Origin of the sequence: Sphingobacterium sp. InxBP1, assembly GCF_026191775.1 — a bacterium.
In the GTDB taxonomy this organism is placed as follows: domain Bacteria; phylum Bacteroidota; class Bacteroidia; order Sphingobacteriales; family Sphingobacteriaceae; genus Sphingobacterium; species Sphingobacterium thalpophilum.
On sequence record NZ_JAINDX010000044.1, the window covers coordinates 228138 to 240425 of the forward strand.

General features: G+C 44.4%; 15 protein-coding genes and 1 tRNA gene. 6 read left to right on the top strand and 10 right to left on the bottom strand.

The genetic code is table 11. The annotated features are described in order from the left end of the window. Positions 1–201: 201 nt before the first annotated feature. Both K7A41_RS11590 and K7A41_RS11595 read left to right on the top strand, forming a co-directional pair. On the top strand, positions 202–645 hold the full coding sequence (locus K7A41_RS11590; protein ID WP_037533511.1) for a hypothetical protein: 444 nt from the start codon (positions 202–204) through the stop codon (positions 643–645). Positions 646–659: 14 nt separating this feature from the next. Then, positions 660–1010, top strand: a complete 351-nt coding sequence (locus K7A41_RS11595) for a hypothetical protein (RefSeq protein ID WP_265713817.1) — start codon at positions 660–662, stop codon at positions 1008–1010. An 87-nt stretch (positions 1011–1097) separates the two neighbouring features. Here the strand turns inward: K7A41_RS11595 and K7A41_RS11600 are convergent, their stop codons facing one another. Beyond that, positions 1098–1616: a ferritin-like domain-containing protein gene (locus K7A41_RS11600; protein WP_081817886.1), complete on the bottom strand. Its 519-nt coding sequence runs from the start codon at positions 1614–1616 to the stop codon at positions 1098–1100. 123 nt (positions 1617–1739) lie between these two features. Next, positions 1740–1813: transfer RNA gene (locus K7A41_RS11605), tRNA-His, on the bottom strand. A 202-nt stretch (positions 1814–2015) separates the two neighbouring features. Here K7A41_RS11605 and K7A41_RS11610 point away from each other — a divergent pair. Then, a complete protein-coding gene (locus K7A41_RS11610; protein WP_028070257.1) occupies positions 2016–2576 on the top strand; it encodes a DUF4230 domain-containing protein in 561 nt (186 codons plus the stop codon). 235 nt (positions 2577–2811) lie between these two features. Here K7A41_RS11610 and K7A41_RS11615 read toward each other — a convergent pair whose 3' ends face one another. Further along, a complete protein-coding gene (locus tag K7A41_RS11615) occupies positions 2812–3033 on the bottom strand; it encodes a hypothetical protein (RefSeq protein ID WP_138097026.1) in 222 nt (73 codons plus the stop codon). Positions 3034–3262: 229 nt separating this feature from the next. Between K7A41_RS11615 and K7A41_RS11620 the strand changes: the two genes are divergently transcribed. Then, a complete protein-coding gene (locus K7A41_RS11620; protein WP_265713819.1) occupies positions 3263–3919 on the top strand; it encodes a response regulator transcription factor in 657 nt (218 codons plus the stop codon). 13 nt (positions 3920–3932) lie between these two features. Further along, positions 3933–4136, top strand: a complete 204-nt coding sequence (locus K7A41_RS11625; protein ID WP_028070259.1) for a hypothetical protein — start codon at positions 3933–3935, stop codon at positions 4134–4136. Positions 4137–4202: 66 nt separating this feature from the next. On the opposite strand, the gene K7A41_RS11630 is transcribed toward K7A41_RS11625, so the two are convergent. Both K7A41_RS11630 and K7A41_RS11635 read right to left on the bottom strand, forming a co-directional pair. Next, the gene (locus K7A41_RS11630; protein ID WP_197734501.1) at positions 4203–4442 is read right to left on the bottom strand and encodes a Rho termination factor N-terminal domain-containing protein; all 240 of its coding nucleotides are present in this window, start codon (positions 4440–4442) and stop codon (positions 4203–4205) included. Positions 4443–4546: 104 nt separating this feature from the next. Continuing rightward, positions 4547–5086 (bottom strand): type 1 glutamine amidotransferase domain-containing protein, encoded by a 540-nt coding sequence (locus tag K7A41_RS11635; RefSeq protein WP_028070260.1) that lies wholly within the window; start codon positions 5084–5086, stop codon positions 4547–4549. A 132-nt stretch (positions 5087–5218) separates the two neighbouring features. On the opposite strand from K7A41_RS11635, the gene K7A41_RS11640 reads away from it, so the two are divergent. Further along, the gene (locus tag K7A41_RS11640) at positions 5219–6217 is read left to right on the top strand and encodes a glycosyltransferase family 9 protein (protein WP_265713820.1); all 999 of its coding nucleotides are present in this window, start codon (positions 5219–5221) and stop codon (positions 6215–6217) included. Here K7A41_RS11640 and K7A41_RS11645 read toward each other — a convergent pair. From K7A41_RS11645 to K7A41_RS11665, 5 genes are read right to left on the bottom strand one after another with little or no spacing between them, the layout of a single operon-like run. Further along, positions 6147–7238: a glycosyltransferase family 9 protein gene (locus K7A41_RS11645; protein ID WP_051606965.1), complete on the bottom strand. Its 1092-nt coding sequence runs from the start codon at positions 7236–7238 to the stop codon at positions 6147–6149. The genes K7A41_RS11640 and K7A41_RS11645 overlap by 71 nt on opposite strands. A 1-nt stretch (position 7239) precedes the next feature. Then, the gene (locus K7A41_RS11650; RefSeq protein WP_265713821.1) at positions 7240–8733 is read right to left on the bottom strand and encodes a PfkB family carbohydrate kinase; all 1494 of its coding nucleotides are present in this window, start codon (positions 8731–8733) and stop codon (positions 7240–7242) included. Further along, positions 8711–9292, bottom strand: coding sequence for a D-glycero-alpha-D-manno-heptose-1,7-bisphosphate 7-phosphatase (locus K7A41_RS11655; RefSeq protein ID WP_028070262.1), 582 nt, complete (start codon positions 9290–9292; stop codon positions 8711–8713). Before K7A41_RS11655 ends, K7A41_RS11650 begins: the two co-directional genes overlap by 23 nt. A gap of 3 nt (positions 9293–9295) precedes the next feature. Beyond that, a complete protein-coding gene (locus K7A41_RS11660) occupies positions 9296–11152 on the bottom strand; it encodes a glycosyltransferase (protein ID WP_265713822.1) in 1857 nt (618 codons plus the stop codon). 12 nt (positions 11153–11164) lie between these two features. Further along, positions 11165–12106, bottom strand: coding sequence for a glycosyltransferase (locus K7A41_RS11665; protein WP_028070263.1), 942 nt, complete (start codon positions 12104–12106; stop codon positions 11165–11167). Positions 12107–12288 lie beyond the last annotated feature (182 nt).

The window sequence follows — 12288 nt, forward strand, 5'->3', positions numbered from 1 at the left end:
ATACAATGAATGACTGTGTCGGGTTGTTGGTTTTAAATTTTTAAGGGATTTGTCATTAGTACGGTGAGATCAAGTATTAATCCTTAATATATCTGATACAAGGTTTAATCAAACTTTTCAAAAACAGGTTTTGTTCTCCCATCAGTAGAGCTGATATACACTGGTATATAAGTTATTTGTGAATAAAATAGAGTTTTGACTATGAATTTAATAAGTAAAAACATGCTTGGCGGACTCGTCGGCGCCGCTGCACTCAATCTTATACATTCAGTTGCAAAGAGGCTGGACCCGCAAGCACCTGAGGTTGATAAAGTCGGAGAAGAGGCAATGGTGAAAACCGTTCGTGCTGCCGGTTACGTTGCTCCAAAAGGAAATGCACTTATTGCTGCTACCTTTGGTGCCGATGTAGCGTCAAATGCAATGCTTTATACGCTGATTGGCTATGGCGGGGAAAGGCATATTTTACTGCGGGGAGCTCTTTTGGGGGCTGTCGTTGGCCTGGCTACATTAACTGTTCCCGGGCAAGCGGGGTTGGACGATCATCCAATTAAAAAGAGTCCACGCACAAGATTTATGACGGTGGCCTGGTACGTCATGGGTGGACTTGCTGCAGCGGGTGCTATCAAAGTGCTGAAAAATAGATAAATCGAATTGCCGTTATGATCCAAAAAATTCAAGGGATATATTATTGCCTCACGGGAATATGGCCAGTGATTCATATCAGTAGTTTTATGGCAGTTACAGGCCCTAAAACGGATCTATGGCTTGTGAAGATGGTGGGCCTGTTATCGTTAGCTATCGGTCTTAGCCTGCTGTTTGGAGAGAAGAGGCATGATACAAGAATATTATCCATTGCAAGTATTCTAGCTTTTATGGCCATTGATATTTATTATAGTTTATCGCAGATTATTTCAAATATTTATCTGCTCGATGCAGGTTTGCAATTTGGGATTTTGTTAGGTATATTATTTCAAAAGTTCGGGAGGGAAGTAAACCGTGATCATCACTAAATTAATTTAAGCTTCACTTTCCATAGAAACTACGGATTATCAAATAAGTGAATACACAAAAATGCCCGGCAGGCCGGGCATTTTTGTTTAAGATGCGGACTCGTTCACGCCTGACATAGCGATTTCCGTCAATAAGGTATCGGTTTGTTTTTCTTCGTCCAGTGTTTGCTGTAGCAGCTGTTCAGCTTCGGTATGTTCCATCAGCTTCGCGTAGGTGACTAAGCAGCCATAGCTTGCTATTTCGTAGTGTTCTACTTTCTGTGCAGCAGAGATAAGCGCAGCATCCAATGCAGGGTCGCCCTCGAAGCTCTCGATAATCTCGTCCGCTTCACTTAATAAGCCTTCCATCGCTTTACATTTTTTACCTCGAGCTGTCATGCCTAAGGACTGAAACACCTCTTTTAGGCGGTCGATCTGTCCTTCAGTTTGAGCGAGATGCTCCTGGAAAGCCTGTTTAAGTTCGTCGGTTTCCGCAGCTTTGCTCATTTTCTTTAGCCCTTGCAGTAGCTGTTTTTCGGCACCAAGGATATCTTTTAGTTCGTCCACGAATAACTCATGTAGATGCGCATTAGGCATCTCTTGGTTGTTTTGATTTGATGTTGCCATAACTTTGATTTTTCTAAAAGAACAGTGCTGAAAAGTCGATCGTTTGAACTTTATGAAATTAAAAATACGACAGGGAAAGAGATCAAATAGAAAAGGCAGACCGTTCTTTGATCTGCCTTTTCGGGTAAGTAATCGGGCTCGAACCGACGACCCCTAGAACCACAATCTAGTGCTCTAACCAACTGAGCTATACCTACCGTGATTTTGATGTCACAAAAGTAGTATTATACGCCATATGTTCCAAATGTTTTTTAAACTTTTTAACTAAACGATTGTCTATCAAATGGTATATTTTTTGTCAGTGTAGGCAAGGAGGGGGGCATTTGGATCTTACGTAATATTTGTAAGACTAAAACTGCTGAAACCTGACCTTGGTCTACAATTTGTATCGTATTGTTTATGGGAAAATTTTTAAAATTTGTAATCGTTGTGGCCATTTTGGCAGTAGGTGGTTGGTTTGTATATCAAAAATATGCGAGTGGGCCACGGGTAGAAAGTAAACATCAGCTACTTGTTGACCGCATTGAGGCCATGGGAAAGCTGGAATTGGTTAAGTATCGGTATAGTGATGTAGTGGAGCATAAAAATATCAGCACGTTTCTGCCCGAAGCAAGCGTGTTACTGATTGTCAAAGCGGACGCAGTCGGCTGTATTAATTTGAGCAAGGTAGCTCCGGAAGACATACAGGTAACAGGGGATTCGGTTTCCATTAAATTACCTGCTCCGGAGATTTGTTACATCAAAATAGACCATGAAGCCTCCAAAGTTTACGACACGAAAATGGCATTTCTTAGGGAAGCTGAACTGGTAGATGAAGCGTATAAAGCTGCCGAGAAAGCAGTGGCTGATGATGTTAAAAAGTCCGATATCTTGTCTCAGACCAGAGCTAATGCAATTACTGTATTTCGTCCGCTTTTACAGGGGCTTGGCTTTCCGAAAGTACATTTGACTTTCGAGTAGTAGCAGCTGTGAAAGTCCTCGGCACAAATAGTTTACAGAGACGTAGAGCAGGCTTAGAAAATCTAACCAATCGAATTGGCCTGTTTAAAGTAGATAAAAGGAAATTGCGAAAATCAAAAATAGGGCTGCCCATTAGTTGGACAGCCCTTTTCTACAATAAATCTAATCTCTGCCATCTCACGACGCGAGAGAATCATAATTATGCTATTATCAAGTGGTGAACATTGGTCGAAGGCTATTCGTTTGATTTATTTGACGATGTATCGGGCTGTGGAGTCGGAGGGATTTCTCCCCGGGATTCACTGGATGTAGTATCCCGATATTGTATGGTAGTAGTATCATTTTCAACAGAATCGCGCATTAACTCCCTTGATTTCTCGTCCTCGGACTGTGTTCCGTTGCATGCCGACGCCATCAGGGCGGCACACGTCAAAATTGTCATTAGTTTCCTGTTCATAGTTTCGTTATTTTATTATTAAGTGTGCTTAATTGCAGCTATATCTTGGGTAGAACGCCGCATAAGGCAAAACTGTTGTTATTTTTTGACTTTTTCGCTGCCGCTTAATGTTCTTGAATAAGCATAATACTTGTACTTTATTGACAGTTACCTTTTTGTAAAAAACTTTTTACCTGTGGGGGCTGTTCCTAGAGGGATAGACGATTAAGTACATAAAAACGAAGAAGATATGATTCAGTTAATGCTCGTAGACGATCATCATTTGGTCCGGAATGGTTTCCGCCTGATTTTGGAGTCGCAGCCTGATATGGCAGTACTGGCTGATGTGGAAAGTGGTGACGCAGCGCTGCATTTATTGGCACAGCATCAGCAGCCGGATGTACTACTGACAGATATTCATATGGATGAGATGAACGGAATTAAGCTTATCGAACTTGTAAGAGAAAAGTATCCGGGCATCAAAGTTATGGCTCTGTCAATGGTAGATGATATTCATACTGTATTCGAAGTGCTTCATGTCGGCGGAAGCGGTTATCTCGTGAAGGACAGTTCCTGCGACGAGGTGCTCTTCGGAATCCGGCAGGTCGCCAATGGAGAGAAGTACATCAGTGTGTCTTTGGGGATTTCTTGTATCAACAGTTATAAGCAGTATACCGACAGTATACCCGACCGAAATTATATCCTCTCAAAATATGATATTTCTGAGCGTGAACTGTCCGTACTTGAACTCATTGCCGAAGGTTATACTAACGCGGAAATTGCGGACAGGATATTTCTGAGCAAACGCACTGTTGAGGGACATAGACAGCGTTTAATAGAGAAAACTCGTACCAAAAATACCGCAGGTCTTGTCCGCTTTGGTTTTCATAACATGCTTTTACACTAATAAATAATAAGATATGGCAACAAAGAACGAAAATAGACTGGTCGGACGAGAGATGGAAAAAAAGAAGAAGACCAAATTAGGTGTCGACGGCGAAAGCCTCCGGGATGTCGACCAAAAAGACAAGGGAGATGCCGAGGCTGGGGTAGATCCTCAAGCAGAGCAATTGAATGATATGCCAAATGATCCCACTGATCGTCCAAAAGAAAAAAGAGAATAAACAAAAATGACCCGCATTTTGCGGGCCATTCTCTTCAGCCTATTTTAGATTACTGTAGCACATAACTTATTTTTTTTCCTGTTTTCCGATCGCTTTGATCAATTCATCTTTCGTCATGTCATGCCGCCCAGTAATCTGTAGTTTTTTTGCCACCTCCAGGAGCTCAGTTTTTGTCTTATCGGCATGTGCTTCCTGCATGCCCTTACGGGACGAGGTATTGTTTCCATTTCCTTTTTCTTTGTTCATGCTACCTCCGCCTGACTGGCTTTTGTTGGCGGTGCTGGATTTACTTTTTGTTGTGTTCATAGTATGTTGATTTATCATGTTATTAATTAGTGAACCTTATATATCTCTCAAAAGTTGACCGTCTAAATACGGGAATCAACTGTAGTATTACGTGCGATAACAACTTAGAGTTTCGAGAATACTTTAATAATTGCCTTGTTAAAGGCCGGCAGGTCCTCCGGTGTACGGCTGGTGATCAGCCCATCGTCCACGACGACCTCGCTATCTTCCCAATTTGCTCCCGCGTTTATTAGATCCACTTTAATGGCTTCCACGGATGTCATCTTCTTGTCGCGCACTAGATCGGCATTGATCAGTAACTGCGGCCCATGGCATATTGCAGCAATAGGTTTGTCGCGTTCCCAGAACGCATTGACCAACGCAATGGCTGTCTTGTTGGTCCGAAGTTTATCAGGATTAATAACACCGCCAGGCAGCAACAGCGCATCATATTTATCTTCCTCTGCTTCTTGCAGGTCCACATCTACTGAATAGTTTTTGGACCATTCGTCACCGTTTTTGGACCGTACCTGTCCTTTTGAGGGTGAAATAATTGCTGTTTTGGCGCCGGCGTGTTCAAGCGCTTCTTTAGGACTGCTGAGCTCTATTTCTTCAAATCCGTCTGCCACTAATATGGCGATCCGTTTGTTTTTCAATTTTTCCATATTACGATTATGTTTGTGTCGGCTATGAGTTGAACTGTTCTGTGGATATTATCGTTTGAAGGAATATGAAATTTAGGTCAAAGCGCGCAAACTCTTTGGGATTGAGCGCTGTCCCCTTCATAAAACGAATATATGTTTAAAATCGCTGTTTTCAGGGCGCTACAACTAGGGGATATACTTTGCTCGATGCCCGCAGTTGCCGCATTAAAATATAATTATCCACAGGCGCAGCTTTACTTTATCGGGCTTCCTCATATGCGCCCGTTGATCGAACGTTTTGGTTTTATCGACTTCTTTGTTGATTTTCCAGGGCATCCCGCGCTTCCCGAAATTGCCTGTGACGAGCAGGAGCTTGAAAAATTTGTTTGCCAGATGCAAATTGAGCAATTTGATCTATTGCTGCAAATGCACGGCAATGGTACAGTCGTTAATGATTTTCTGACAGGTTTGCGTGCAAAGCGTCTGGTCGGCTTTCAGCCCTCTGACCATAGCAGTCAGGACTGGTTAGCCTATCCAACGCATCTTCATGAAGTGGACCGGCATCTGGAGCTGATACGTTTTTTGGGTTTGGAGATCCAAAATTGTTCCCTATTCTATCCGCTTTTTGAAAGCGACTGGAATGCGTATCACAGCATAAGGTCACGAATATCGCCTCCATTTGTTATTGTACATGTAGGCAGCCGCGATGCCCGGCGGCGCTGGCCTATAGCCAATTTTGCTTATTTGGCGAAATTGTTACTGGAAAAGAAATATCAGGTGGTTCTCACAGGAGTCGCTATTGAGCAGCCGCTTGTGGACGAATTGCTTGATCATTTAGATGGAAGGGCCGTTTCGCTATGTGGTCAACTTGGACTTGGAACTCTTGGCTGTCTAGTGAAGGAGGCGAGGCTGTTATTATGCAATTGCACGGGCATTTCCCATATTGCTGCAGGCTTAGCCACGAAAAGCATTGTGCTGAGCATGGACGGTGAGCCCCAGCGTTGGGGCCCTAAGAATAAAGCTCTTCACAAAACCTATGATGCCCGTGGGGCTATTAATCTTGAAATGCTTTCAAGGGAAATCAATTTACTGCTAGAGCACCGTCCGCCCGCCGATTCTGCTGTTCAAGCAGGAAGCCAAGCTTCTTCATAATCACGGAGACACGCAGTGCGGCCGTCTTGGCCGGACTATGCTTTTTATCGACAAAGATGTTAATTGTGTTTTTCGATTGCATCGTCGCTGGTATCGGATATAATATAAAGTCCGAATTTTGAGACCAGGGGATATGCTGAGGATTGGTCTGCGCATACAATACCAGAATTGTTTTTTTCAGCGCACAAGCGATATGTGCCACGCCAGTATTCACACTGACCACGGCATCGCTGTCTGAGATCAGAAGCAGCAACTGTTTTATATCCGTAACGCCAATGAGATTAATAAGCTGTTCTGAGCGGATGTCGCTACGGCAGGACCGTAAGTAATCATTATCTTCTTTTCCGGCCATGACGACCTGATGCCCTTGGTTTAGTAGTTCTTGAATCAGCTCTTTTCCGACGTTAGCAGGAATGCGTCGCTTTTCTTCGGAGACATCAAGATTCAGCAAGATACGTTGGTTGAACGCAGCTGGAAGTGTCAATGTTTCGCTTTTAGAAGGCAGTATCAGTTCAGGAAGCCGGTTCAGATTATGTGATATGCCGACATGTCCCAAAAGGGCGAGGTCGCGACTGATTTGGTGCTGTACATAAAATAGCGGCTCTTTGTCCGGTATCCAATCCGTTAAGAGCGTGTAGGGGTTTTCCCTTAAGTATGCCGCGCGTTTTGGTATTCCCGCCAGGTATGCCAGCATAATAGCTGGCATGGGGTTTTGTGAGTAGACATTAAAGATTAAGCAACCATCGAATTTGCGTCTTCTGAGCTCGGCAACCAGCGATTCGGTATGGGAAACGTCAGCACGGTCAAGCAACTTCATCCATGGAGCATCGTATTGAATAGATTCGTCCACAGTACCAAGATACGGGACTATGGGTAGCGCCATGGCTGAAGTTAGCAGTGTGATTTTGCATTGAGGCATCTGTAGCTTGATTTCCTGAAGTGCAGCGTTGGTCATGATGAGGTCGCCCATATTATCAAGCCGTATGACCAATAAATTTTTACAGTCCTTCCATTTGCTCATATCAGCCAATCTTTTTTAGCACCTGATCACTATTTTGCTGTACTCTCTGTATAATTTTTGTCGTGGACTGTTGGTGAACATGGGGTACAAAGACCATTTGGGTACCTAGGATGTGGAGCAAGCCCTCTTCTGGGAGCGGTTCATGCTGATAAGCCTCACCTTTAACAAAAACGTGGGGTTTTACAATTTCCAGAATCGGGATGGGGTTATCGGAAAGATTATCCCCGAATGGTACGATATAATCTACTGCTTCCAGTGCCCTGAGTACCTCGATGCGGTCGGTGAGTTTGTTTACGGGGCGTGAAGACCCTTTGAGGCGCCTGATACTTTCGTCTGTATTGATACCGACAATAAGGATGTCGCCCTTCGATTTTGCCTCACCGAGATAGTGTGCATGGCCAGCATGGAAGATATCAAAACAGCCATTTGTGAATACAATTTTATGATCTTTCCGTAACCTATTGCATAGCATTTCCAGTGCACCCAGATCAGTCAGGATTTTGCCTTCCTGCTGGCCCAGATGTTCTGCCAGCTCCTGATTGCTGCAACATGCTGTACCGCTTTTCTGGATACCAATCTGTGCTGCTTTTATACTTAAGTCAATAGCACTATCCTCATCCACGCGATTAAAGTAAGCGAGGGTAAGTGCAGTGAGGAAGGTATCGCCGGCGCCGGAGAAGTTTCCTTCTTTTAATGCGGTTACGGGAAAGTGTTTGGACGGCTGTTCTCTTTTATGTAGAACAACACCGTCTTTATCGAGCGTAAGAGCAACCCAGCGCGCACTTGATATTACGCAGAGACTCTCGGACCACTGCATGGCCTGTGCTACACGGTCTTCTTCTTCTTCTTGCCCCAGTATTTTGCGGGCTTCTTCGTAGTTTGGTTTGATCAGATCGGGTCTTAGCTCACGGTACCGGTAGTAATCTTTACTGTCCACGACGATTACTTTGCGATCCCGCAGCTGCTCTTCCACGAGCAGCTGGATTAGCTCGCTGGGTATATTACCTTTGTCATAGTCTGAGATAAAAACGATGTCAACTGTTTCCAGGGCCGCCTTCACATCATTCAGATAACGTTTAAGCAAGGTGTCGCTCAAAGTATATTTTTTGCCGATGTCGTACCGCAACAGACATTGCTGATCTCTGCGCAATCGGGTTTTTGTCAGTGTTTGACAGTCACTGTTATAGATGACTCTACTGGTATCCACATGCTGTCTTCGCAACTCGCGTGCAATGACCTGAGCACTGGGGTCGTCACCAAGTACAGTCACCACCTTCACATCTGCTCCCATATGGACTAGATTTGTGATCACGTTGCCGGCGCCACCGAGACAATGCTTTACACTTTGAACATCCAGCACCGGTACGGCGACATCAGGCGCGAGACGCTTGCATTCGCCGTCAAGGTAGATATCCAACATGCAGTCGCCGATCACAAGCACCCTGGGCCTGTTAAATCCATTCTTGACTAATTCATTTAATGCTAAATCCTTCATAATGTCTTTTCTTTAACGCAATGATTTGGTTTATTTCATGAAAATCGTCCACAATAAAATCCGGGGTAAATTTGGGATCGGCGATCCTGTGCAGGATTCGTTCTTCTCCCGTACGGTCGACAAGAATAGTTTTACATCCCGCAGCTCTACCTGCAGCAACATCATTGAGAATGTCACCTATCATCCACGATTGAGACAGGTCGATGTGATGTTCTTCTGCTGCCCGTAAAAGCATGCCGGGTAGTGGCTTACGACAGTTACATAAGGGTTCATCGGTGATATCGCCATGGGGACAATAATATATTTCATCGATAAAAATATGTTCGGACTTGAGTTGGTCGCGAAGTTCCGACAATGCAATTTCAAGATCGTCCACTGTGAAATAACGCTTAGCAATGCCCGATTGGTTGCTGACGATAATTAGTTTATATCCTCTTTTTTGCAACAGCCGTAATGCAGCAAACACATCTGGATAAAATTTGACGCGGGCTGGGTCTACATTATAAGGGACATCCTTGATGAGCGTGCCATCTTTGTCCAAAAAAACAGCTTTTTCCATGAATTATGCAATTAATTTTTTGTGTACCAACACATGTTCCCGTGTTACCGACGACAGCGTTATCTGTTGTTCGACTAAGGCACACAACTGATGAATGATATGTAGCTGTACTTCCTGAATGCGTGCGGTATCATCGGAAGGCACGATCAGGTTATGATCTCCATATTGCGAAGCCTCCCCGCCGTCCTTTCCCAGAAGGTTTACGCATGTGATTCCCATTTTACCAGCTTGTTGTAATGCAGAAACGATGTTGGCTGAATTGCCGCTGGTACTTAGGCAGATCAACATATCACCTTTTTGACCAAGCGCCTGTACCTGCCGGGAAAATATACTATCATAACCAAAATCGTTTGCCCAGGCTGTCAACACAGACGAATCTGTATTGAGTGACAATACAGGGTAACCGGGTCGCTCGGGTATTTCAAACCGGCCGACCAGTTCCGCGGCAAAATGCTGGCTTTCGGCAGCGCTGCCGCCGTTACCGCAGATCATAATTTTCTTGCCGCTGCGCAGCGTCTCGACCATTTTACGGGACAACCTGGCAATATCTATTGCCAGGACTTCCGACGCCCGCGCAAAAGTGTCTGAAGAACTTAAAAATCGCTGTTTGATCTGCATGACGATATCCTTTTCCCTTCCTTGAGGCATGCAATGCTCATAAAGCTGCGCAATGCTTTCACTGATTGCTTTCCAAGTGAAAGATCGCACATGTCTTAGTGCGTTCACGGAAAACTTCGTCCGTTTTTTCTCATTTTTTATCAGATCAATAATAACGGACGACAGCTGTTGGGGTTTTTGGGGTGGCACTAAGGCTCCTGTCTCTCCGTTACGTACAGTAAACGAAATTCCGCCTACATCAGCGCCGATTACAGGAGTGCCACATGCCATGGATTCCAATGGAGTGATACCAAAAGGCTCGTACCAAGGGGTGGTAATAAATAGCTCACTGGCAGCGTAATAATATTTGAGCAGATCACGCTCTTTCTGCCCGGTAAAGATAACCTTATCTTGTATATGGAGCGCTTCACACAACTTCCCAAGACGTTGAAACTCACTTTTATCATCGCTGGAATCGAAGTTTCCACCCACGACGAGCAGTCGTAGCTCGGGAATGACGTGCTGTGCGTGAGAGAACGCTTCAATGACATTATCGATGCCTTTCCGCTTAACCATGCGGCCCAGCTGCAATATATAGGTATATGTAGGATCAAGATCCAGTCTTTCCTTCGCTTCCGTCCGATCTAAGGGATAGAAATCTGCCGGGTTATAGCCACATGGAATGATTTCGATTTTATCTTGCGGAGCCTGGTAATGCTGAATCAAATCTTTTAAGTCGTTTGGACATTCAGCAATCACACGCTCGGCCTGCCAAATAATTTCTTTTTCGATCTTTTCCCTAATCTTAGGAAATTTGTCGGAACAACCCTGATGCAATCTACGGACAGCGCCGAGTGCGTGAAAAGTGATTACGAATGGGATATGCAGCTGTCTTTTGATTTCCATGGCCACCATGCCTGACAGCCAGAAGTGCGCATGAACCAGCTGGTAACTAAGAGCATTTGACTGCATAAATGCAATCATATTTTTTGTGAATTCGTCCATGTAATCATAGAGTTCTTCCTTCGGAACGACAGTTTCGGGACCTGCTTTAATATGGATGACCCGGACATTGGGTTTCCAATGAACAAGCTGCTGTTGAGATGTGTTTTCTAAACGTGTATAAATATCGACCTGATAGCCCATCAGGGCAAGCTGTTGAGCTACTTCCGCTACATAGACATTCTGACCGCCGCTATCCTTGCCGCCCAAAGTCGCCAGCGGCGAGGCATGGTCACTGATAAAAGCTATTTTCTTTTGCATGATATAAGAGTGTTAGTTAATTTTTTCGTGTATTAAATATTCCCATTGTTTTACAAAGCGCCTGATATCGAACAACTCCTGTGCCTTTTGTTGGGCTTGAGCGCCGAGCTTTTGCGCGTGCATCGGACTGTCAATAAGCATTTTCATTTTCTCGACAAGCTCATCGATATCCAGTCCGAGATAACCTGTTTTCCCATTCTCGATTACTGTCGAAAGTTCGGTCGTCGCAAGCCCAACGATTGGTAAACCGACCATCATGGCCTCACAAATAGAAAGGCCAAGACTGGTATAACGGATTGGATTAAAAAAGAAACGATAGTCCTTGATAAAATCAGGCAGGCGAGGATGCAGCACTTCTTGGAGACCTATCGGCTCGTTGCCCATGCCTATCAGGTCTAGTGGAACTTGTTTGCTTACATGTTCAAAAATGTCACTTCCGAGCATGCGTCCCCGCGCTGGCAAGTTGTTAATAACAACGATCCCTTTCTCAAGCCGCCCATTGTACACTGCTCCATGGACATCTACGCCGTGGGAAATAATACGGACGTCAGGGACTAAAGACTTCCACATTAAATTATTGAAATGGGTTACATGTACCAATGTTACGGCCGGATTGGTTACCGGGTGAACCTCGTCGCACGGGTGTTTCCAAGGAGGGTCATGTTCAATATATATTCTCGGCAGTTGCTGCTGTGAAGCTGAAAGGATAGCATATTGATCTTCCAGATAGTTTTCGTCGCATTGAAAAAGAATGAGATCAAGCTCGAGGTTGCGCACCTCATTGGCTGGAACCTCGATAACGTTTTCGCCGAAAGGAAATGTATTGCCCCTGCCCACAAACCGGGGACCGCGTTCAGGCGTATAAGGAATGTAAATAACGTAATCTCCCTGAGATAAATAATACAAGTAAGAACCATGTATATGCCATGTTAATATGCGCGGTTTGTGTGTCATAGTTGTGCTTTTTTGTTCAACCTGTGGTGATACGGCTTTTGACGACCGTGTCAGACCTTTGCCTGATGAACGGTTAAAAATGTAACTTGGTTGAATGGACTAATACTCAATTGAAGGAAAGAAATACCCTTGAAGACGTATTAAAACCTATAATTGCGTCCAATAACAACCAAACCCAATTA